This is a genomic window from Curtobacterium sp. MCLR17_044, assembly GCF_003234435.1.
GTDB lineage: Bacteria > Actinomycetota > Actinomycetes > Actinomycetales > Microbacteriaceae > Curtobacterium > Curtobacterium flaccumfaciens.
Window position 1 is genome coordinate 113,714 of sequence record NZ_QKTC01000010.1, and the last position, 21,899, is coordinate 135,612.

The following is a 21,899-nucleotide window of genomic DNA, read 5'->3' on the forward strand; positions in this document are numbered from 1 at the left end:
CGGTTGGAGGACCCCCACGGTTCCTGCCCGTACATTTGCGTGCATGTCCACATCCCCGTCGCCGTCGTTCCCCGCCACCAGCGAGGCTGTCCGGTCGGCGGGCGCGACGATCACCACCCCCGCCGAGACCGGGTCCACGAACGCGGACCTGCTCGCCGCCGCCCCCGGGCAGCAGCACGGCAGCGTCGTCGCGACCCTGCACCAGACCGCGGGCCGGGGTCGGCTCGACCGCACCTGGACCGCTCCGGCCGGTGAGACGCTGGCCGCCAGCGTGCTCGTCCGTGCGGACCTGGACGACCACGACCGCGGCTGGTTGCCGCTGGTCGCCGGGGCGGCGATGCGCGACGCGATCGCGTCGGTGCTCCCCGCCGGCGCCGACGTCGTCGTGAAGTGGCCGAACGACGTGCAGGTCGCCGGGGACAAGGTGTGCGGGATCCTCTGCCAGGTCGCCGCCGACGGCAGCGTCGTGGTCGGGGTCGGCGTGAACCTGACGATCCCGGCGGACCGGCTGCCCACCCCGACGTCCACCTCGCTCCTGCTCGCCGGCGCGGTCGACGACGCACCCGCCCTGGCCGACGCGGTCCTGTCCGCCTTCCTGCGGTCCGTCCTGGAGGCGGTGGCCGGCCTGGTCACGGGGGGTCCCGCCGCCGAGACGGTCCGGTTCCACGTCCGCGCCGCGTGCGGCACCATCGGTCGCCGCATCCGCCTCGAGCTGCCGGACGGCACCGTCGAGGAGGCCGACGCCACCGGCATCGACGACGCCGGTCGCATCACGATCCGGGACCAGGCGGGCGGCACCAGGGGCGTCGCGGTGGGGGACGTCACCCACCTGCGGTATGCATGACGGCATGACCGCCGAGCCCCCGCCCGAACGTGTCGTCGCACGCCTGCGACCGCACGCCCGTCGGCTGGTGCGCCCGGCGGTGTTCGTCGTGCTCGTCACCGCGGCCGGCGGGTTCGGCTTCGGCGTGTTCCAGGCGCAGCTGGCGTGGCTGAACGCCGTCGTCGCGCTCGTCGTCGTGGTGCTCGTCGTGTTCGGCGGCGCCGTCCCGCTGTTCCGCTGGATGTCGGAGCGGTACGTCGTCACCACGCGTCGCCTGGTCGTGGTCAACGGACTCGGCACGCGGACCCGACGGGAGCTCCTGCACTCCCGCGGCTACGACGTGACCGTGCGGCGCCGCGGGCTGCAGGGGCTGTTCCGCTCCGGTGACGTGCTCGTGTTCCCCGGCGACGACCCCGCGGTGGTCCTCGCCGACGTGCCGCACGCCGACCTCGTCGTCGCCGTGCTGCACGACCTGGTGGAGGCGTACGAGGCCAGGCGTCGGCACCGTGAGCCGGACTGGGACGAGATCGTCGGCGGTCCGGACCGTCCGCCGTGGGGAGACGTGCGGGCCTGACCCGGCCGCTCCGAGCCTCGCCGTGGGCGTCGTGATGAGACTTCGGCGAGAAACCGGTACCTTCTTCGACGTGCGTATCTCTGTGATCGGCTGCGGCTACCTCGGTGCCGTGCACGCCGCCTCCATGGCCAAACTCGGACACGAGGTCGTCGCCGTGGACGTCGACCCCACCAAGATCGAGCGGCTCGCCGCGGGCGAGGCCCCCTTCTTCGAGCCCGGCCTGCCCGAGATCCTGACCGAGGCCCTCGAGTCCGGTCGGATCCGCTTCACCACCGACATGGCCGAGGTCGCCGGTGCCCGCGTGCACTTCCTCGCCGTCGGCACGCCGCAGGGCCCCACCGGTGCCGCGGACCTGACCTACGTGAACGCCGCCGTCGCCGCGCTCACGCCGCACCTGTCCGCCGGCGAGTTCGTCGTCGGCAAGTCGACCGTGCCCGTCGGCACCGCCGCACGCCTGGCCGCCGAGGTCAGCGAGGACGTCCCCGGTGCCACGCTCGTCTGGAACCCCGAGTTCCTGCGTGAGGGCTTCGCCGTGCAGGACACCATCGCGCCGGACCGCTTCGTCTACGGCGTGCCGGACGGCGAGGCCGGCGAACAGGCCGTCGCCGCCCTCGACGAGGTCTACGCCGAGGCGCTGTCCACCGGCACGCCCCGACTCGTCGTCAACCTGCCCACCGCCGAGCTCGTCAAGATCAGCGCGAACGCGTTCCTCGCCACGAAGATCTCGTTCATCAACTCGATGGCCGAGATCGCCGAGGTCGCCGGTGCCGACGTCACGGCGCTCGCCGACGCGATCGGCCACGACGCCCGCATCGGCCGGAAGTTCCTGAACGCCGGCCTCGGCTTCGGTGGCGGCTGCCTGCCGAAGGACATCCGTGCGTTCCAGGCGCGGGCGAACGAGCTGGGCGTCGGGGAGTCCCTTGCGTTCCTGGCCGACGTCGACGCCACGAACCTGCGCCGTCGCGCCCACGTCGTCGAACTGGCGCAGGAGCTGCTCGGCGGGGTCGTCAGCGGCAAGCGCGTCGCGGTGCTCGGCCTGGCATTCAAGCCGAACTCCGACGACGTGCGCGACTCGCCGGCCCTCGACATCGCAGCCCGCCTGCAGGAACTCGGCGCCGTCGTCTCGGCGTACGACCCCGAGGCCGTCGTCACCGCGCGCCGCGTCCACCCCGAGCTCGACTACGTCGAGAGCGCGGCCGAGGCGCTGGGCGGGGCGGAGCTCGTGCTCGTGCTCACCGAGTGGACCGAGTTCCGCGAGCTCGACGCGACCGCCGCTGCCGCACTCGTGGCGTCGCCCGTCGTCATCGACGGCCGCAACTGCCTCGATCGTGACGCGTGGACCGCCGCCGGCTTCACGTACCGCGGCATGGGGCGCTAGCGCGACCGACAGGAGGCCCGGTGCCGGTCCGTGGGACCGGCACCGGGCCTCCGGTGTGTTCGCCGCGTCGTCAGCCGATGGCCGCGCGCAGCACCGCCCGGTAGCGCTCGCCGATCCGTTCGGTGGAGAACTCCGCTGCCGAGACGACGGCCTGCTCCTGGTAGCGCGAGCGCGCTGCGTCGTCGGTGAGCACGCGCTGCAGTGCTGCGCGGAGCGCCGGGACGTCGCCCGGTGGCACGAGCACGCCGGAGACGTCGTCCTGCACGACGTCACGGATGCCCGGCAGGTCGCTCGCCACGATCGCGGCCCCGACCGCCGCGGCCTCGAGCAGGGTGACCGGCAGCCCTTCCTGGTCGCCGTTCGCCGCGGGGATCGACGGCACCGCGACGACGGTGGCCGACGCGAGGGTCTCGAGCACCTCGGTGCGGCCCCGCTGGCCCAGGAACGTCACCGGCAGCCCCGCCGCCTGCTGCTCGAGCTGGGCGCGGTACGGGCCGTCGCCGACCACGGTGAGCCGCCAGGGCACGTCGTCGCCCAGGCCGCGGAGTGCCTCGATCAGGTTGCCGAAGCCCTTCTTCTCGACCAGACGACCGACCGCGACCACGTGGTGCTCCTGCGGCGCGACGCGGGCACGGGTGTCGCGGGCCGGGCCGAGGTCGACACCCATCGGGATCACGGTCGAGCGCGACTCGGGGACGCCCCACTCGGTCAGGCGCTCGCGCATCTCGGAGTTCACGGTGGTGACGTGCGCCGACCGTCCGAAGATCCAGCGCTTGAGCCGGACCAGGGGAGCCGCACGGAGCGCGTAGATGTCCCCGCCGTGGGTCGTGACGACGACGGGCACACCCGGGGCGGCCAGGGTCGCGACGAGGGCCTGCGGGATGGCCCAGTGCGCATGGATGACGTCGGGCTTCGCGGAGCGCACCACGCGCCGCACGGCCAGGTACTGCGCGAGCACCAGCGCGGGCACCTGCACGATGCGGGAGCGCCGCTCCTTGAGGTTGTCGAGGATCGCGCCGTCGGCCAGGTCCTCGAAGCGACGCGGGAAGTACGGGTAGCGGCGCACCGCGACCTCGCCGATGCGCTCCTTCGCGGCACCGCCCGGCACGCGGGGGGTGAGCACGAGGGTGTCGAACTCGGTGGCCTCCTGGTGGGCGAGGTCGAGCACGAAGGCCGGAACGCCGTCGTCCGGACGGGCCGGGAACGTCGAGCCCAGGACGAGCAGGCGGGGGCGGTCCTGGCGGGAGCGGGCGGAGCGAGTGGTGCGGGACATCGTGCCTTTCCGGGGCTGGCGGGGGACGGTCCGGTAGGCTCTCACCCCGTGCGCGTACTGATCCACAATAGCGATTCGCCCCACAACCGCGGGGACCGGGCGATCCTCGCCGGCAACGTCGAGCTCGTCCGTCGTCGGTGGCCGGACGCCGAGATCGTGTCCCTGTCCCAGTACCCCGAGCGGGACGCCGCGTGGTTCGGGATCCGGTTCCTGCCGATCTCCCCGTACAGCACCGGCATCGGCGACCTGTTCGCCCTGCTCCGTGCCGCTCGCGGCGCCGACGTGGTGCTCTGGGGTGGCGGCGAGATCCTGAAGGACTACACGAACAAGCTCGGCCTCGTGTACTGGTTCGGCAAGATGCTGCTCGTCCGTGCGGTCAACAAGAACCTCGTCGGGGCGTTCCAGGGCATCGGCCCGACCACCGCCGGGGTCAGCAAGCGCCTGATCCGCGCCACCGTCGACCTGTGCAGCGCCTTCGCCGTCCGCGACGACGAGTCCCGCGAGAAGCTCCTGTCCTGGGGCGTGAAGACGCCGATCGTCTCGTCCTTCGACCCCGCGGTCGTCGGGACGGTCACCCCGCCCGACGCGGACGTGCTCGAGCGGCTCGAGCGCACCACCGGACTCACGGCGGAGCAGCTCGACGGCTCGATCGGCTTCGGCGTCCGTCGCTGGTTCCACTACAAGCGCAGCGGCTGGATCCCGTTCCGGTTCCTGCCGAAGCGCTTCCGCCAGACCGGTGTCGACAGCGACAAGCTCGTGACCTACCGGCAGGCCGTCGCCGACCTCGCCGACCGTGTGGTCGACCGCTGGGACGCCGACGTCGTGTTCTACCCGATGCACATGGAGGCGTCCGAGGGTGACGCCGCCTTCGCCCGCGAGGTCATCGCGCTGATGCGGCACGCCGACCGCACCCACGTGGTCGAGGCCGACGAGTTCTCGCCGTCCGAGTACGCCGGGCTGATGTCGCGCAGCCGTCTGTTCCTGGCGAGCCGCCTGCACTCGGCGATCGTCGCGACCATCGCCGGGGTCCCCGCCGCGGTGCTCTACTACGTCGACAAGGGCCGGCTGTTCTTCGAGCAGATGGGCCAGCAGGCCTACTCGAAGCCGATCGAGGCGGCACTCGAGCCCACGTTCGTCGACGACGTCACGGCGCAGCTCGAGGCGCTCGACGCGGACCGCGACGCGGTCCGCGAGCAGCTCGCGCAGGGCGTAGCCCGCATGGCGACCGCCCTCGACGCCGACTTCGCCGAGGCGACGCGCGACGTCCGCTGACACTGCGCGCTGACACGGCGGGTGCGAACGCGCGCCCGTGACGGACAGGAGGCCCGTGGCGACACCGCCACGGGCCTCCTGTCCGTTCGTGGTGGCCGAGCGCCGGGGGCGCGCGCCCCTAGGCTGACGACATGACCGAGCGTCGATCCCTCACCGTCGCCGGCGGCGTCACCGCCGCCATCGGCGGAGCCGTCTCCGCAACCGGGGCGCTGATCCTCACCGTGTACGCCGCGACCGGCGGGAGCTTCCCGTTCGGTGCGGCGTTCCTCGTCTTCGCGGGTGGGCCGTTCCTGCTCGTCGGCGCGGTGCTGTTCGCCGTCGGCTGGTGGCAGGGCCGTCGATCGCAGCGACGTCCCTGACCGGCGTCAGCTCGTCCGGGACGCGAAGCGCTTCAGGTACGTGATGTCGTTGCGGTAGACGTCCTGGTCGCCGGGGAGCGTGCCGCTGGCCGCCCACTGCCAGAAGGTCCACTTCGACCAGCTGCGTCCGAGGGTGCCGGGGGTGGTGAAGTTCTTCACCGGGTAGATCGCGACGAACAGCGGGTTCTTCGAGAACTGGTTGCTGTTGTTCGTGCAGCGCTTCCACCAGTCGGTCGTGGTGTAGATCGCGGGGTACCGACCCGTCTTGGCGACGACGGTCCGGTTGAAGTCCTTGATCCAGGTGCGCATCGCGCCCCACGACTTGCCGTAGCAGGTGCCCTGGGCGGCGCTGCCGTACTCGATGTCGAGCAGCGGCGGCAGGGTCTTGCCGTCCTTGCTCCACTGGCCGCCGTGGGCGAAGAAGTAGTTCGCGGTCGCCGCGCCGCTCGCCTGGCTCGGCTGGGCGTAGACGTAGCCGCCGCGGTACAGGTTGCGCTGCTTGGCGGTGGCGTACTGCTGCTTGTAGGTGGAGCTGACGTACGAGGTGCCCTCGGTCGCCTTCACGTACACGAACCGGGCGCCGTTGCGGTAGGCCTGCAGGAAGTTGACGCTCGGCTGCCACGCGCTGATGTCGAAGCCCTGCACCCGGCCGGGGGGTGGCCCGCCGGCGGTGGCGGCAGCGGCCGACGAGCTGAGGGACTGTGCGCTCACGCCGCCGCCCGAGGTCGCGTCGGGGGAGGTCGTCACGTGGGTCTCACCGGCGTGGGCGGCGATGCCGGCACCCATGGTGTGGTTGCCGGTGCGGTCCATCTCGGCGATGGAGAGCTGCTGACCGGTGTCGGTGCCGGCGGGGTCGTTGGCGGTCGCGCCGACCGCCGGGCCACTGCCGAAGGTGATGACCCCGGCGACGGCGGCAGCGGTGCCGAGCCCGAGGATCCTGCTGATGGGTGCGCGCATGTGGTCTCGTCTTCCCTGTCGAGATGCCGTGGGCCTGATCTCCCACGCCGCGGTCCGAGCGATGCTACCCGGACTCGGCGACACCTGTCCGTGAGACGCACCCGTGCGGCGTCCGCTGCGGTGTCCGCTGTCGGGGCTAGCGGGCGGTGCGGGTGCCCTCGTCGTCCGTCTCGACCTCGGGCAGGCGCCCGCGCGAGGAGACCTCGCGGGTGGCGTGCTTCTGCCGGCGGTTCAGGAAGTTGCGCTCCACGAGCCACCACATCCCGACGCAGATCGCCAGGGTGATCGGGATCACCACGAAGACCATCATCAGGAACTGCCACTTCGGGTACAGGCCCATCGGCAGGAGCAGCAGGTTGCCGAGTCCGAGCAACGGGCTGTGGAAGAGGTAGATCGTGTAGGACACGAGGCCGGCGAGCACGAACGGCTTCCACGCGAAGAAGCGTGCGAGCCAGGTGTGCTCCCCGGTGACCGCCTTGCGGCCCATCCAGGTCAGCAGGATGCCGGCGAAGATGCCGAGGACGACCTCGGACGGCCAGGTCTGGTGCTGCCAGTAGTCGCGGTTGCGGAAGAAGACGAGGAGCATGCCGACGAACATCGCGGCCACGAACACGCCGCTCTGCCACCGCGGACCGCCGAGCTTCGAGGCGTTCAGCTTGCCGGTCAGGTGCTCGTCACGGGCCTTGACGGTGAGCTCGGCGGCGAGCATGCCGACCGCGAAGAGGCCGACGAACCACGGGTGCATCCACGAGTAGCGGCTCTCGGCGCCCATCCACATGCCGATGAGGACGAGCGAGGACGCGGTCGCCCACCCGCCGAAGACCTTCCAGAGCGGCAGGATCAGCAGCGGCATGAGGAAGTAGATCTGCCACTCGACGGCGACCGTCCACATCGGGCCGTTGATCTTGCCGATGTACTGCGGGAAGAAGTCGTGCACCAGGAAGAAGTGCGTGAGGAACGTGCCCCAGCCCATCGGCAGCTTCGTGTCCCACTGGGTGCCGCCGGGCTGCCCCATCACCGGGACGAACAGGATGATGAGCGCGAAGACGACGAGCGACGCCCAGTACGGCGGGATGATCCGTCGGGCGCGGCGCCAGATGAACTTCCAGAAGCCACCGGGCAACCGGTAGCGGTCGAACCGGGTGACCACGGGCAGCATCAGGACGTAGCCGGACAGGACGATGAACAGCGGGACGCCGAGGTAGCCCCACCCGATGAACGGTCGGAGCCACGGCAGTTCGGTGGGCCCGGTGCCGGTCGTCCCGGTGAAGAGGTACGCGTGGTAGAACACCACGGCCAGGGCGGCGAGACCGCGGAGCCCGTCCAGGTACGGGAACTCGAGCCGGCCCCCTGCGCGGGGAGCGGCCGCCGTCGGTTCGGCTGCGGATTCGGCTGCGCGGGTTTCGGTGGCCAACGAACGTCCTCGAGGTGGTCGGAGCGGGGTCCCCGGCAGTCTCCCACACGCCGAGCGGGGCCCGCGATCCGCCTCGGTGCGGTCCGGCAAGCGAACGGATGTCATGATGAAGCACGTGACCGTGACGACGACCGCAGCACCGCAGAGCACCCACGAGCCCGCACGACGGCGTTCGGGGGCGGGTGCGCGACGGTACCGGCACGTCGTCGCACCCCTGATCCTGGGCGTCCTCGTGGTGATCGGGGTCGCCCTGAGCGCCGCCGTGGCGTACCACAACCGCCTCGGCGTGACGAACGTCGACGGCATCTCCTACATGGGCATCGCGCGCGAGTACGCGAACGGCTGGCTGCCCGACGCGATCAACGCGTACTGGTCGCCGCTGGTCTCGTGGATGATGGCGCCGTTCATCGCCCTCGGGCTCGGCATGCAGACGGCCTTCGCGATCGTGAACTGCTTCGCCGTGGCCGTCGTGCTCGGCATCGGCGGGTGGCTGGTCTGGTCGCAGAACCACCGCATCGTCCCCGCCGTGCTCTTCATGGTCACCGCGATCCCCGCCCTGATGAGCGCCGTGTCGGTGCAGACCCCGGACCTGCTCGTCGTCGCGTGGATCGTCGGGTTCCTCTGGGCGCTCCGCTGGGCCGACCAGGCGCTGCACGGCTCGACGCGTGCGCGGGTCGCCTCCGGCGCGGTGCTCGGCGTCGTGGCCGCGCTCGGGTACTTCACCAAGCTCTTCCTGCTGCCCGTGGCCGTCGGTGCCGTGATCCTCTGGCTGCTGCTGCGCGTCTGGTCCGCCCGTCGCCGCCGTGAGCCCGTCCGGCACTGGTGGACAGCCCCGGTCGCCACGATCGTCGTGTTCGCCGTCGTCATCGCCCCGTGGGTCGGCGCACTGACCCTCAAGTACGGCACGGTGACGCTCGGGTCGTCGCTGTCGGTCAACATCGGTTCGAAGTTCGACGACGGCGGCCGCGCGACGGACTGGCCGTTCCTGCCGGTCCCGCCCAACGACCACGCCTTCTCGCCCAACGAGGACTTCACCCCGTCGGTCTACAAGCAGGGCCCGATGGACAACCCGGACCCCGCCGTGGTGCCCCCGCCCACGCAGTCCACCACCGAGGACACCGCGCCGAAGGTGACGAAGGAGTCCGGCATCGCGGCCCGTGCCGGGTACTACCTGCACGAGCGCATGCTCGCCCTCCCGTACTACCTGCAGAAGATCAGCACCTTCGCCCCGTTCGCGGCGCCGATCGCCCTGCTCTTCGCGGCGGCACTCGTCATCGGCGTGGTGCGGTTCCGCCGCTACGCGTTCACCTGCATCGTCGCGGCGACGACCCTGGTCTACTTCGTCGGCTACGGCATGATCACGTCGTCGTCGAGCGGCGGCGGCAACGCCCGGTACTACTGGCCGCTGTTCTACCTGACGGCGATGATCGGCGCGCTCATGCTGCCGGCCGTCTGGCGGCTGGTGCGCCGTCGGGGCGTGGTCCGGACGATCGTGGCGTGCGTCGCGATCGCCGTCGTGCCGATCGCCTCGTACACGCAGAACTGGTTCGGGTCCCCGGCACCGTTCTACCCGTCGGTCAACCGCACCGAGGCGCTGCGCGTGTTCGGGCCGACGGACGTGCCGGAGATCGTCCGGCTCGCCGACCAGATCCGGGCGAGCGGCGCGCTGCCCGAGGACGCCACCGTCATCGGCTCGAACTACCGCTCGCTCTCCTCGCTCGCGTTCCTGACCGACACGCGTGTGTACGGTCGCTCAGGTCAGGGCTACACGTACCACTCGGACGCGATGCGCAACCTGTTCATCGACGAGGGCGTGCAGTACTTCGTGCAGTTCGACCCGGCGACCGCCCCGGCCCGCGACTACTCGGTGGCCGGCAAGCTGGTCGGCACGTACAACGCGACGATCTCGTGCAGCGCCGACCGCTCCACCGACCCGGAGATCCCCTGCCGCGTGCAGATCGTCAAGCTCGCCCGGTGACGCTCGATCGTTGACGTCCCCGGTACCCGCTCCCTGCGGCAGCACCGCAGGGAGCGGCCCGACCCAGCGTCTACCATGACCTGAGCCCGTGACCTGAGCAGGAGACCCGTTTGTCCGCAAGCACCAGCGACACCCCCGCGCCCGAGGGGAAGCGTCCGTCGAAGCGACGACGGTTCCTCGGCAAGGCGATCCCCATCGCCTTCTACGTCCTGCTCGCGGTGTTCCTCGTGCTGTACGTCCGGAGCGTCGACTGGGGACAGCTCGCCGGGCTCGACTGGCAGTGGTCGTGGGTGATCCTCGCGACGGTGATCAGCCTCGGCTTCCGGTACTGGGGCGTCGGCATCTGGTTCTACCTGCTGCGACGGCTCGGCGCGACCGGGCTCAAGGGCAGCGGCGTCACCCTGACCTACGTGTACGCGAAGTCCTGGATGGGCCGCTACATCCCCGGTGCCGCGACCTGGATCATCGGCAAGGTCTACTTCGCCTCGAAGCACGGCGTCTCGAAGGCCCGCCTCGGCGTGAGCGGGCTGCTCGAGGGCGCCCTGCAGATCGCCGCCACCCTGGCCCTGGCGCTCGTGCTGCTGCTCATCGACCCGCGGACGCACAACCTCGACCCGTGGCTGATCGTCCTGATGATCGCGGCGTTCGTGGGCTGCGTCGTCTGCCTGATCCCGCGCGTGTTCGTGTTCCTGATCGGGATCGCGCTGAAGATCCTGCGTCGCAAGCCGCTCGAGGCTGACGTCCGTCCGAACCTCGGCACCGTCCTCGGCGGAGCCGGGCTCTACGTCGCCGGCGCGGTGCTGTCCGGCACGGCGTACTACTTCATCACCCTCGGCGTGTACCCGTCGCTGAAGCTCACCGACGCGGCCTTCGTGATCGGTGCCGCGAGCATGGCCTCGGCGATCAGCATGCTGGCCGTCTTCGCCCCCGGCGGGCTCGGCGTCCGCGAGGGCGTGCAGGCCCTCCTGCTCGCGCTCGTCATGCCGGCGCCCATCGCACTGGTCGTGGTCGTCGTCACCCGTGTCTGGAGCCTCGCGGTCGACGGACTCTTCCTGCTCTGCGCTGCGGCCCCCACGTGGTTCCGGCGCAACCGCCCGACCGACGACCCCTCCGCGGTCGAGGGCGGCGTCCCCGCCGCCTGACGCGCGTCGCGCGCGGCGTTTCGTGAGCAGCAATGGTCGGGTCCGGATGACGGACCCGACCATTCCTGCTCACGGAGTGGGGCACCGGTCGCGCGTGATGACGGCCGGGAGGCCCGTGCCGGCTGGCACCGGGCCTCCCGTCCGTCTGGTGGGTGCGCCCACCGCACGCCGAGCGCCGTCCGCCGAGGGGTCACGAAGTGTCGCCTGCGGCCTCGCCTGCCGACAGTTCGCGACCCCTCGGCTCCGCGCCTGCGGCACGTCGTGCCACCGCGGCGCTCCGCAGCCGGGCGTGTCAGCGGACGGGAACCGTCGTCGGCAGGGCGCGACGGTCGGCGCGCGCGACCTGCACGACCGACGCGACGAGCCCCACCGCGACCAGGGCCACGACGACGACGAGCACCGCGGGCGGCACCGGCCCGATCTCGGAGTACCGCAGCAGCCCGCGGCCCGTCACCGGGAACAGCGCCGCGTTCCAGAACCAGGCCGACGCCACCGCGAAGCCGTACACGCCCACCGCGGGCAGCACGACGGCCAGCGCGACCGCGGCCCAGGATCGTGCCCGGCCGGCCGGCACCAGTCGTCGCCACGCGAGCGCGCTCAGCACGATCAGGCAGACGATCGCGGGGAAGTAGTACCGGCCCTGGGTGGCGGCGACCTCGGTGGTGGTGAGGTACGAGTGCGCGCTCGTGCGGTTCTGGATGCCGATCAGGAGCGCCGGGAACACCGCGAGGCACAGGGCCACCCGCAGGTCCTGGCCCCGGCGGAACGCCCAGCCGACCAGCACCACGAGGGCGACGAGGGTCAGGACGGCGGTGAGCAGGTCGCCGATGGTCACCTGGGCGCGACCGCCGAAGCTGCCCCAGAACGTGCGCGACAGGGTGCCCCAGCTGACGTCGAGGAAGTGTCCGAGCGTGGGGCTCTCGCCCGGCGGGAAGTCCTTCGGGGGCCGCATGGCCGTGTAGCCGTTCGGCTGGATCCGGCCGTACGACACGAGGTTGTGCAGCCACCACCAGGCACCGATGCCGCCGGAGACCGCCATCGTGACGACCGTGCGGACGATCCGTTGCCGCAGGGAGAGCACCCCGGCGCCGGCGAACAGCACCACCACCGCGACGAACGGCACCGCCGGCAACCCGGTGCCCTTGATCCAGACCAGGGCCCCGAGGACCACCGCCAGTGCGATCGTGGTGCGCCAGCGGGTTTCGCCGGTGAGCAGACGGGTGGCGAGCCAGACGACGATCCCGGCGACGAGCAGCACCGGGGCGTCGTTCGAGAACGACGAGCCGATGGACGCGAGTTCGGGCGTCGCGAACACGGCGAGGGCCCCGATCAACGCGGCGCGGGGGCTGCGGGTCACCCGGCGCACCGACGCCCAGGCGAGCAGGGGGAGCGCGGTGACGGCCAGCACGTCGGCCAGGCGGAGGGCGACGAACGCGTGGTCCCAGCGGAGCTCGCCGAAGTCGACGGCCCGGAGCACGGCGGCTCCGGCCAGGTACGCGGTCGGCGGGTGCTGGGTCATCTGGTTGACCGTCGCCGAGGGTCCTGGTGCGTTCTGCAGCAGCTCGCTCACCGTCGACCACTCGTCGGACGGCTTCGTCGCCTGTTCGACCTTGGCGGCCTGCACGGCGTTGGTGACGTGCAGCTCGCCGGGGGCCGCCCACGCGTCTCCGAGGGCGACGTGCACGGCGGCGTCGATGTGCGCGGTCTCGTCGGGGGCCTCGAACACCGGGACGAGCAACGCCCACGCCACCAGCCAGAGCCCGAAGGTCGCCGTGATCACCGCGATCGCGACACGTTCCCAGCGCGCGGTGCGGGGTGGGGCGGGGGTGGTGGTCGTCTCGGCCGTCACCCCACCGATCCTAGGTCAGACGTCGTGGGGGACCCGCGGGCCGTCGGACACCGACTCGTCCGCGGCGGCCGACTGCGTGGCCGTGCGCTCGGGGTGGTAGACCCAGACCTTGTAGAGCCAGAACCGGAAGACCGTGCCGAGCACGAGCCCGATGATGTTCGCGACGTTGTCGGCGAGCACCGAGGTGAGCCCCATCGCGTAGTGGGACACCCCGAGGCAGGCGAGTGCGATGACCATGCCGCCGAGCGACACGACGACGAACTCGATGCCCTCGCGGGTGGCCACGGCGCGACGCTGCTCGCGGAACGTCCAGTACCGGTTGCCCATCCAGTTCACGAAGATCGCCACGACGGTGGAGATGACCTTCGCCCAGAACGGCCCCGAGTGGACGTCCTCGGGGTTCAGGACGGTGATGCGCAGCACGTTGAACACCGTGGTGTCCACGACGAAGCCGACGGCACCGACGACGCCGAAGCGTGCCAGCTGGGCGATGAGGCGCCGCACGAGCCCTCCAGGATCCGTAGAGTTGTGACCGGTCGTGCAGAGCGCGACCCGAACAGCGATTGTAGACAACGCGTTCCCACCGCACGGTGGGAGCGCCGGAAGGATCACACAGCATGGCGTTGCGCGTCGGGGTCATCGGTGGGGGACAGCTGGCACGGATGATGGTGCCGGCCGCGGTCGAACTGGGGATCGACATCCGGGTGCTCGCCGAGGGGCCGGGCATGTCCGCCGCGATCGCCGCCACCGCCGAGGGCGACTACCACGACGCCGCCACGGTGCTCGAGTTCGCCCGACAGGTCGACGTCGTGACCTTCGACCACGAGCACGTGCCGCAGGACGTCCTGCGCAGCCTGGTCGACGCGGGCGTGTCGGTCCACCCCGGACCGGACGCGCTGGCCGTCGCCCAGGACAAGATCACCATGCGTCGCCGGCTGAGCGAACTCGGACTGCCGGTGCCCGACTGGGCCGCCGTGCAGGGACCCGACGACCTCCGAGCGTTCCTGGCGGACCACGGTGGCCGTGCCGTCGTCAAGACGCCGCGGGGCGGGTACGACGGCAAGGGCGTCCGGGTCGTCTCCGACGCGTCCGACGTCGACGACTGGTTCATCGCCGTGGCCGAGGCCGGCGGCGACCAGGCCCTCCTGGTCGAGGAGCTCGTCCCCTTCACCCGCGAGCTCGCGCAGTCCGTGGCACGCCGTCCCTCCGGGCAGGTCGTCGCCTGGCCGCTCGTCGAGACCGTGCAGCGCGACGGGGTCTGCGCCGAGGTCATCGCACCGGCGCCGGACAGCGCCGGCCGGATCGCCGACCTGACCGAGTCGATCGCCGTCCGCATCGCGGAGGAACTCGGTGTGACCGGCGTGCTGGCGGTCGAGCTGTTCCAGACCGACGACGAGCGCATCCTCATCAACGAACTCGCGATGCGTCCGCACAACACCGGGCACTGGACCATCGACGGCGCCACCACGAGCCAGTTCGAACAGCACCTGCGCGCCGTCCTCGACCTGCCGCTCGGAGCAACCGGCTCGTTCGCCCCCGCGTCCGTCATGGTCAACGTGCTCGGCGGACCCGCGGACGGCGACCTCGCCGCCCGGTACCCCGCAGCGCTCGAGGCCTTCCCCGAGGCGAAGTACCACTTCTACGGCAAGGCGCCCCGGCCCGGCCGGAAGATCGGGCACGTCACGGTGCTCGGCGACGACGTCGACGACGTCGTCTACCGCGCCCGCGCGGCCGCGGCGCACTTCGACGACTGAGACGGTGTCCGCGACACCGGGTGGCGTCCTCGACGTGACCGGATGACGGACGGGAGGCCCGTGGCGACGCCGCCACGGGCCTCCCGTCCGCCACGGGTGCGGGACACACTTGTCGGCCGCTCTGCGGACACCCCCTCGGGTGGCACCCGGTCGGGAGGCTGGCGGGGGCCGGGAGCGCGTGTTCCCCTGGAACGGTCCGTGCCCACCGTCCAGGGAGTCCCCATGCGCCGCCGTCCGCGCCGTGCCGCCGTCTGCGGCGCAGCCATCGCCCTCGTCGCAGCCGTCGCCGGCCTGCTGCCGACCGCGACCGCGTCCGCGGCGACCTCGGCCTCGACCATCCGCTCGGCGACGTCCGCGTCGCTCTACGGCGCCGGGCCGTACCGATCGCCGACGAGCGAGGCCGCGAAGGCGCAGGCCGCCCTGGCCGCCACCGACCCGGCCGGGGCCGCTGCGGCGAAGACCATCGCCGGGTACCCCGTCGCGACCTGGCTCGGCGACTGGAGCCAGGGGACGCAGCTGACCAAGACCATCAGCACCGCCCTCGCCGGTGCCGAACAGTCCGGCACCACCCCCGTGTTCGTGCTCTACGCGATCCCCGACCGTGACTGCGGCGGATACTCCGCCGGTGGCTTCGACGAGGGGTCCTACGACGCCTGGGTCGACCAGGTCACCGCGGCGCTGTCGGGACACCGCGCAGCCGTCATCGTCGAACCGGACTCGCTCGCGATGCTCAGCAACGCCAAGTGCAGCACCGCGCTCGACGAGCAGCGCTACCGGATCCTCTCCCGCACCGTCGCCGGGCTGACCGCCGCCGGGGTCCCCGCCTACCTGGACGCGGGCAACTCGAACTGGGTGCAGCCCGCGCTGATGGCGTCGCGGCTGAACAGCGCGGGCGTGCAGCAGGCCCGCGGGTTCTTCACCAACGTCGCGAACTACTACCCGACCGCGCAGGAGCAGGCGTACGCGCAGAAGGTGTCCGCCGCCACCGGGGGCTCGCACTACGTCATCGACACCTCACGCAACGGGCAGGGCTGGCGCGGCAACTGGTGCAACGGACCGGGTGCCGGGCTCGGCACCTCGCCCCGGGTGGTGTCCGACGGCACGGCGCTCGACGCCCTGCTGTGGGTCAAGACCCCCGGCGCGAGCGACGGCACCTGCAACGGGGCCCCGGCCGCCGGCAAGTGGTTCTCGACCTACGCACAGGCCCTCGTCGCGAACGCACGCCTGGGTGTGCCCGCCGCCGACCTGACCCCCCGCGGGACGCTCGAGGCCGTCGCCGGCACCGGCGGCGGCGTCCGCGTGTCCGGGTGGGCCTACGACGAGGACGACCCCACGCAGCCCGTGCGGGTCCGGGCCACCGTCGACGGTGTCCCCGCAGGCGTCACCACCGCCGGGCTCGACCGGCCGGACGTCGACGCACGCTCCGGCGTCGGCGCGACCCACGGCTTCGACGTCGTGGTACCCACCGCGGCCGGCGCTCGCCGCGTCTGCGTCACCGCGGTGAACATCGGCGCGGGGTCGGACACCCCGCTCGGTTGCTCGACCGTCCGCGCCTACCGGCACGACCCGTACGCCGAACTGGAGTCCGCGAAGGCCGTGACCCGGGGCATCGCGGTGCGCGGCTGGGCGTTCGACGGCGACGCGGTGGCCTCGGCGAGCCGGGTGGCGATCACCGTCGACGGCAAGCGGGTGACGTCGCTGGACGCCGGTCGGAAGCGCGCCGACGTGGACGCGACCTGGGGCTCCGGTGGGTCGCACGGCTTCGCGGGCACCGTCCGGGCGGCGGTCGGCAAGCACACCGTCTGCGCGATCGTCCACAACACCGGCAGCGGCGCGGACCGCAGGGCGTCGCCGTGCCGGACGGTGACGGTGCGCTGAGGGGGCGTTCGCCGTGCGGCGTCCGCCGTGCGGCGTTCGCCGTGCGGCGTCCGCCGTGTGGCGTTCGCCGTGCGGTGCGAGGTGCCAGGTGCGAGAGGATGGGCGCATGCCGCGTGATCTCGTCCGCCGGGCCGCCGGACGCCTGCGCCGCGCCGTCGCAGGTGCCCCGCCACAGCCGGCGCCCCTGCCCGTCCTCGGGTACGTCGTCGCGGGCGGTGGCGGCGCCCACCCGGCCTCGGCACACGTCCGTGTCGTCCGCCGCACCGAGCACCTGGCTGCGAGCGGCACCGCCGAGGTACGCCAGGTGGACCCGGCGGCGTTCGTCGACGGCTCCGACCAGGCGCCCTACGCCGCACTCCTGGTGCAGCGGGACATCCTTCCCCGTGCCGACGTGCAGCCCTTCCTGGCAGCAGCCGCCTCCCGGGGCATCCGCGTCGTGGCCGAGGTCGACGACGACTTCTTCACCGAGTCCGGACGCGCCCGCTTGGCCCGCGCCGAGTACGACCCCGACCGGCTCGCCTCGATCGACGCCCTGGTGCGCGGTGCCGACACCGTCGTCGTGAGCACGCCCGAACTCGCCGACGTGGTCCGTCCGGTGGCGCGGGACGTCGTCGTCGTGCCGAACGCCCTCGACCCGACGATCTGGACTGCCGGCCCCACCGCGGACGACGACGAGCGGCCCGCGGGGGAGCACCGGGTGCTGTACATGGGCACGCTCACCCACGCCGCCGACCTCGAGCTCCTGCGTGACGTCTTCGCCGACCTCACCACCGCCGACGGCACCCCGATCCGGCTCGAGGTCATCGGGGTGACCGACGAGGGCGGTGCCGACTGGTTCCGCCGGGTCGAGGTGCCCGACGGGCACTACCCGGCGTTCTCCCGATGGCTCGTGGCGCACCGGGAGCGCTGGCGGGCGGGCGTCGCACCGCTCCGTGACGAGGAGTTCAACCGCGCGAAGAGCGACCTGAAGTTCCTCGAGTACACCGCGCTCGGGCTGCCCGCCGTGGTGTCCGACCGTCCCTCCTACGCCGTCGCACGGGCCCACGGGGCCGTGGCCGTGCCGGACGACGTCCATGCGTGGCGGGACGCCGTCCGGACCGCCGTCGACCGTGGCCGGACGGACGAGGCGGCGGCCCGCTGGGTCGCCGACGACCGCACGATCGGCCGTGACGGCGACACCTGGCGACGCGTGCTGCTCGGCTAGGCTCGTCGCGTGACCGACACCGCCGCACCCGCACAGCCGCTCGTCTCGATCATCATGGGGTCGGACTCCGACTGGCCGACCATGCGTGCCGCGGCGGACACCCTGACCGAACTCGGGATCCCGTTCGAGGCGGACGTCGTGTCGGCGCACCGCACCCCGGACAAGATGACCCGCTTCGCCCGCGGCGCCGCCGACCGTGGCATCCGGGTCGTCATCGCCGGGGCCGGCGGAGCGGCACACCTGCCGGGCATGGTGGCCTCGATGACGACGCTCCCGGTGATCGGTGTCCCGGTGCAGCTCGCGCGTCTCGACGGCCTCGACTCGCTGCTCTCCATCGTGCAGATGCCGGCGGGGATCCCGGTCGCGACGATGGCGATCAACGGTGCCGCCAACGCCGGTCTGCTGGCCGCGCGCATCATCGGTTCCTCGGAGCCGGCCGTCGCCGCTCGCCTGACCGAGTACGCCGACGGGCTCGAGCGCCTGGTCGAGGAGAAGGCGGCGCGCCTCCGCGACTCGCTCTGAGGCCGCCGCTGCGGGGTCCGAGCCGCGCTACGGTAGCGAGATGCGCCGCGCCGTCCCCGTCCTCGTCCTCTCCGCGGTCGCCGTGGTCGCCGCGGTGGTCTGCGTGGTCGCTGCGGGCGCGGCCGGTCCGGTGAACCCCGTGGCGGGGTGGTTCCGCGGCGCGGGCCCGGACGTCGTGGCGACGAAGTCGCAGTTCGACTCGTGGTTCGCGGCGCTCCACGTCGCCGAGGCCGCAGCGGTCGTCGCCGTCCTCGCCGTGGTGGCCGCCGTCGTGGTCGCCGTGGTCGCTCGACGCCGTCGCGCACGGCCCTGACCCCACCACCCGACGTCGGCGCTCGGCTGATCCGACCGATGCCGACGCCACGCCACGCGCACTGACCAGGACTTCTTGCCCGACGGCTGATCCTCGCGCAAGCCCCGTGTACTGGGGGTGCGCTGAAGTGTCAACCCCCAGGCGCAGATTGTGGACAGCAACTACCGTGAACGCCGGGTAGCCGAGATCCGGCCGCCCGGCACCCACGGGAACGGGTGCGAACAGTCACGTCAGGGAGTGACCGACCTCATGCAGAAGCGCACCACCAGGAGGGCCGCACTCGCCGTCGTGCTCCTCGGAGCAGCACTCGTCGCCGGACCGCTCGGTCAGGGGACCGCAGCGACCGCCAGCTCGGCACCGCTCGGCGACGTCGGGAACTTCAAGCAGACCTTCCGCGAGCAGTTCAGCACCGCGGCCAGTGCGAAGGGCGCCTTCGCCAAGAAGTACGCCAACTCGTGGCAGCCGTACCCGGACGGGACCGGCGGCATGTACTACTCGGGTTCGCAGATCAGCTCGCACAACGGGTACATGGACGTCAAGCTCGACGGCAAGCACGGCGCCGCCGGCACCTTCGGCACGCCGACGGGAGCCTGGGGCCACAAGGGCGGCAAGTTCATCGTCCGCGCCAAGGCCACGGGCGGTGCCGGCAACGGCGCAGCATTCATGCTCTGGCCGTCGTCCGACCGCTGGGCCGACGGGGAGATCGACTACCCCGAGGCCAACTTCGACCAGCAGCCGATGCTGCACCACCACTCGATGATCGCGGGCCAGGAGGCCAACGCGACGAGCCTGAGCACCGGCGTCTCGTGGCGCTCGTGGCACACGTACTCGATCGAGTGGATCCCCGGGAAGTCCGTGCGGTACCGCCTCGACGGCAAGGTGATCAAGACGGTCACCACCCACGTGCCGAAGACCGCGCACCGCTACATGTTCCAGGTGGGCGACTGGGGCGACGCGGGGCACCTGTACATCGACTGGGTCAGCACCTACACGTACAAGGGCTGACGCGCTCCGGCCGTCAGAGGTCGGCGTGCAGCTGCCAGGTCTCCGCGGCGGAGTCGGACCAGTCGTACATGCGTGCACGGTCCGGCCCCGCCACGGCCAGCCGGCTGGACAGTTGCGGGTCGTTCACGACCTGGTAGACGGCCTGTGCGAGCCGTGCGGGGTAGGACTCCCGCGGTGACCGGGCGACGGTGACGCCGGCGTCCGACGCGACCTCCGCCACGGCGGGGTCGTCGGAGTGGATCACCGGGGTGCCGAAGCTCATCGCCTCGATCACGGGCAGGCCGAAGCCCTCGGCGAGGCTGGGGAACACGAACACCGTCGCACGGTCGTAGACCACCGCGAGGTCCGCGTCGTCGATGCGGCCGAGGACCTTCACCCGGTCGCGCGACAGTCCCGCGCGCTCCGCGGTGCCGTACACGTCGACGTCGCCCCAGCCGTCCGGGCCGGAGATGACCAGGGGCACGTCGCTGGGGGCATCCGGGTGGGCCATCGCCTCGATCAGGGACGCCAGGGCCTTGCGCGGCTCGAGCGTGCCGACCGCGAGCACGTAGCGGTCCGGCAGGCCGAGGCGCTCGGCGCGCAGGTCGGCGTCGACGGGCAGGCGGAGGCGTCCGCTCGGGGCACCGCCGATCACGCGGAGCCGGTCGTCGAACCGGTGGATCTCGTTCAGCGCCCCCGCCACGGCGTGGGTCGGCACCACGACGGCGTCGGCGTGCTTCCACGCCCGCTTCACCATCGCCTTGTGGAAGTGGACGCCGCGCGGCGTGAGGGTCTCGGGGTTGGTCCACGGCACCACGTCGTGCACGGTCACCACGGTCTGCCGGCCCGGGTCCTGGAAACGGTCGTGCTTGACCAGTGGTGCGAGCACGCTCGGCGCGTGCACCATGCCCTTCGCGATGCCGCCCACGAATCCGCCCTGCCAGGCGAGCGACAGCTCACGACGCGGCAGCGGCAGTCGCTGCAGGTCGGACAGTCCGGGCAGGAGCGTCCGCAGGTGCGCCATCTCGTCGGACCCGACGGCGGAGACCACACCCGCGACCTCGCAGCCGCTCGGCGCGTGCTCGACGAGGTGTCGCGCGAGCTCCTCGGCGTAGCGCCCGATGCCGCCCGGCACGGGCGCGACGATCTGGTCGACGATGACGTGGAGGGTGGTCATGGTGCTGTGCTCCTCGTCGTGGTTCGTGGACCCGTGGTCAGGGGGCCGAGGGCCGGCCCCGCGCTCGGCTGCCCGACACTACCAGGGTGGTCCCGGCGCCCCCTGGGCGCGGTCGGTGGTCGGACAGGAGGCGCGGGTCGGGTCCGCGGTGTGCGGAACCCGACCCGCGCCTCCCGGGCGAGAGCCGTGCCTACGCGGTCAGCGCACCCGCCGCGACCGCAGCGTGCAACGCGTCGCGCCAGTCGCGCATCGGCGCGAGTCCGGCACGCGACCAGCCGTCGTGGCCGAGCACGCTGTACGCCGGGCGCGGCGCCGGCCGGACGAAGGCGGCGCTGTCGGTGGGCAGCACGCGCTCCGGGTCGAGCCCGAGTTCGCGGTAGATGGCCTGCGTGAAGTCGAACCAGGAACCCTGGCCGGCGTTCGTGCCGTGGTAGATGCCCGCGGGGGCGTCCCCGTCGACGAGCTCGACGATCCGCGCGGCGAGGTCGCCCGTCCACGTCGGCTGGCCGACCTGGTCGGTGACGACGCTGACGGTGTCGTGCGACCCCGCGAGCCGGAGCATCGTCGCGGCGAAGTTCGGCCCGTGTGCGCCGTAGATCCACGCGGTGCGGACGACGTACGAGGTGTCCGGGGCGATCGCGCGCACGTACGCCTCGCCGGCGGCCTTGGTGCGGCCGTAGGCGTTGATCGGGTCGGTCGGGGCGTCCTCGGCGTACGGCGCGGTGCCGTTGCCGTCGAAGACGTAGTCGGTCGACACGGTGACGAGCTTCGCGCCGTGACGGACCGCGGCCTCGGCCAGGAGCTTCGGCCCCGTCGCGTTGACCGCGTGGGCGTCGTCCTCGTGGTCTTCCGCGTCGTCGACCTTCGTGTAGGCGGCCGAGTTGATCACGACGTCGTGCCCGGCGACGGCGGCGTCCACCGCGGCCGGGTCGGTGATGTCGAGGTCCGCCCGCGACAGCGCGGTGACGTCGCGGCCGGCGAGTGCGGCCTGGAGGTCCTGGCCGAGCATGCCGGCGGCGCCGGTGATGAGGTACCTGGTCACGGTGTG

20 protein-coding genes are annotated in these 21,899 nt (G+C 72.3%); 13 read left to right on the forward strand and 7 right to left on the reverse strand.

Annotation, left to right across the window (positions count from 1 at the left end; all coding sequences use genetic code 11):
- Positions 1-43 precede the first annotated feature (43 nt).
- From DEJ04_RS08975 to DEJ04_RS08985, 3 genes are all read left to right on the forward strand, one after another.
- Positions 44-844: a biotin--[acetyl-CoA-carboxylase] ligase gene (locus DEJ04_RS08975; protein ID WP_111046847.1), complete on the forward strand. Its 801-nt coding sequence runs from the start codon at positions 44-46 to the stop codon at positions 842-844.
- 4 nt (positions 845-848) lie between these two features.
- Positions 849-1,397 carry a PH domain-containing protein gene (locus DEJ04_RS08980; protein WP_071244247.1) on the forward strand — a complete coding sequence of 183 codons (549 nt, stop codon included), beginning with the start codon at positions 849-851 and terminating at the stop codon, positions 1,395-1,397.
- A 70-nt stretch (positions 1,398-1,467) separates the two neighbouring features.
- Positions 1,468-2,775, forward strand: a complete 1,308-nt coding sequence (locus tag DEJ04_RS08985; protein WP_111046848.1) for a UDP-glucose/GDP-mannose dehydrogenase family protein — start codon at positions 1,468-1,470, stop codon at positions 2,773-2,775.
- Positions 2,776-2,845: 70 nt separating this feature from the next.
- Here the strand turns inward: DEJ04_RS08985 and DEJ04_RS18190 are convergent, their stop codons facing one another.
- A complete protein-coding gene (locus DEJ04_RS18190) occupies positions 2,846-4,048 on the reverse strand; it encodes a glycosyltransferase (protein WP_146248678.1) in 1,203 nt (400 codons plus the stop codon).
- 48 nt (positions 4,049-4,096) lie between these two features.
- On the opposite strand from DEJ04_RS18190, the gene DEJ04_RS08995 reads away from it, so the two are divergent.
- Positions 4,097-5,320: a polysaccharide pyruvyl transferase family protein gene (locus DEJ04_RS08995; RefSeq protein WP_181437775.1), complete on the forward strand. Its 1,224-nt coding sequence runs from the start codon at positions 4,097-4,099 to the stop codon at positions 5,318-5,320.
- A 131-nt stretch (positions 5,321-5,451) separates the two neighbouring features.
- Positions 5,452-5,679, forward strand: coding sequence for a hypothetical protein (locus tag DEJ04_RS09000; RefSeq protein WP_111046850.1), 228 nt, complete (start codon positions 5,452-5,454; stop codon positions 5,677-5,679).
- 6 nt (positions 5,680-5,685) lie between these two features.
- Here the strand turns inward: DEJ04_RS09000 and DEJ04_RS09005 are convergent, their stop codons facing one another.
- Together DEJ04_RS09005 and DEJ04_RS09010 are read right to left on the reverse strand one after the other, a co-directional pair.
- Positions 5,686-6,636 carry a GH25 family lysozyme gene (locus tag DEJ04_RS09005; protein ID WP_111046851.1) on the reverse strand — a complete coding sequence of 317 codons (951 nt, stop codon included), beginning with the start codon at positions 6,634-6,636 and terminating at the stop codon, positions 5,686-5,688.
- Between the two features lie 136 nt (positions 6,637-6,772).
- Positions 6,773-8,050, reverse strand: coding sequence for an acyltransferase (locus DEJ04_RS09010; RefSeq protein ID WP_181437776.1), 1,278 nt, complete (start codon positions 8,048-8,050; stop codon positions 6,773-6,775).
- A 106-nt stretch (positions 8,051-8,156) separates the two neighbouring features.
- On the opposite strand from DEJ04_RS09010, the gene DEJ04_RS09015 reads away from it, so the two are divergent.
- On the forward strand, positions 8,157-10,028 hold the full coding sequence (locus tag DEJ04_RS09015) for a glycosyltransferase family 39 protein (RefSeq protein WP_111233383.1): 1,872 nt from the start codon (positions 8,157-8,159) through the stop codon (positions 10,026-10,028).
- Between the two features lie 110 nt (positions 10,029-10,138).
- Entirely contained in the window at positions 10,139-11,170 is a 1,032-nt protein-coding gene (locus tag DEJ04_RS09020) for a lysylphosphatidylglycerol synthase domain-containing protein (RefSeq protein ID WP_111029461.1), read from the forward strand.
- A gap of 292 nt (positions 11,171-11,462) precedes the next feature.
- On the opposite strand, the gene DEJ04_RS09025 is transcribed toward DEJ04_RS09020, so the two are convergent.
- The gene (locus tag DEJ04_RS09025; RefSeq protein WP_181437777.1) at positions 11,463-13,019 is read right to left on the reverse strand and encodes a DUF2142 domain-containing protein; all 1,557 of its coding nucleotides are present in this window, start codon (positions 13,017-13,019) and stop codon (positions 11,463-11,465) included.
- A gap of 15 nt (positions 13,020-13,034) precedes the next feature.
- Positions 13,035-13,523 carry a GtrA family protein gene (locus DEJ04_RS09030; protein ID WP_111031919.1) on the reverse strand — a complete coding sequence of 163 codons (489 nt, stop codon included), beginning with the start codon at positions 13,521-13,523 and terminating at the stop codon, positions 13,035-13,037.
- A 113-nt stretch (positions 13,524-13,636) separates the two neighbouring features.
- Between DEJ04_RS09030 and DEJ04_RS09035 the strand changes: the two genes are divergently transcribed.
- From DEJ04_RS09035 to DEJ04_RS09060, 6 genes are all read left to right on the forward strand, one after another.
- Entirely contained in the window at positions 13,637-14,773 is a 1,137-nt protein-coding gene (locus DEJ04_RS09035; RefSeq protein ID WP_111022330.1) for a 5-(carboxyamino)imidazole ribonucleotide synthase, read from the forward strand.
- A 222-nt stretch (positions 14,774-14,995) separates the two neighbouring features.
- Positions 14,996-16,651, forward strand: a complete 1,656-nt coding sequence (locus tag DEJ04_RS18685; RefSeq protein WP_258371339.1) for a glycoside hydrolase family 6 protein — start codon at positions 14,996-14,998, stop codon at positions 16,649-16,651.
- Positions 16,652-16,757: 106 nt separating this feature from the next.
- Positions 16,758-17,855 (forward strand): glycosyltransferase, encoded by a 1,098-nt coding sequence (locus DEJ04_RS09045; RefSeq protein ID WP_111046854.1) that lies wholly within the window; start codon positions 16,758-16,760, stop codon positions 17,853-17,855.
- Positions 17,856-17,909: 54 nt separating this feature from the next.
- Complete coding sequence (gene purE / locus DEJ04_RS09050; RefSeq protein WP_111046869.1) at positions 17,910-18,377, forward strand: 5-(carboxyamino)imidazole ribonucleotide mutase; 468 nt, start codon at positions 17,910-17,912, stop codon at positions 18,375-18,377.
- A 40-nt stretch (positions 18,378-18,417) separates the two neighbouring features.
- Positions 18,418-18,690 carry a hypothetical protein gene (locus DEJ04_RS09055; RefSeq protein ID WP_111046855.1) on the forward strand — a complete coding sequence of 91 codons (273 nt, stop codon included), beginning with the start codon at positions 18,418-18,420 and terminating at the stop codon, positions 18,688-18,690.
- A 237-nt stretch (positions 18,691-18,927) separates the two neighbouring features.
- Positions 18,928-19,695, forward strand: coding sequence for a family 16 glycosylhydrolase (locus tag DEJ04_RS09060; RefSeq protein WP_111046856.1), 768 nt, complete (start codon positions 18,928-18,930; stop codon positions 19,693-19,695).
- Between the two features lie 13 nt (positions 19,696-19,708).
- Here the strand turns inward: DEJ04_RS09060 and DEJ04_RS09065 are convergent, their stop codons facing one another.
- Together DEJ04_RS09065 and rfbD are read right to left on the reverse strand one after the other, a co-directional pair.
- Positions 19,709-20,851: a glycosyltransferase family 1 protein gene (locus tag DEJ04_RS09065; protein WP_110863315.1), complete on the reverse strand. Its 1,143-nt coding sequence runs from the start codon at positions 20,849-20,851 to the stop codon at positions 19,709-19,711.
- 190 nt (positions 20,852-21,041) lie between these two features.
- The gene (rfbD, locus tag DEJ04_RS09070) at positions 21,042-21,893 is read right to left on the reverse strand and encodes a dTDP-4-dehydrorhamnose reductase (protein ID WP_111046857.1); all 852 of its coding nucleotides are present in this window, start codon (positions 21,891-21,893) and stop codon (positions 21,042-21,044) included.
- Positions 21,894-21,899: the final 6 nt, after the last annotated feature.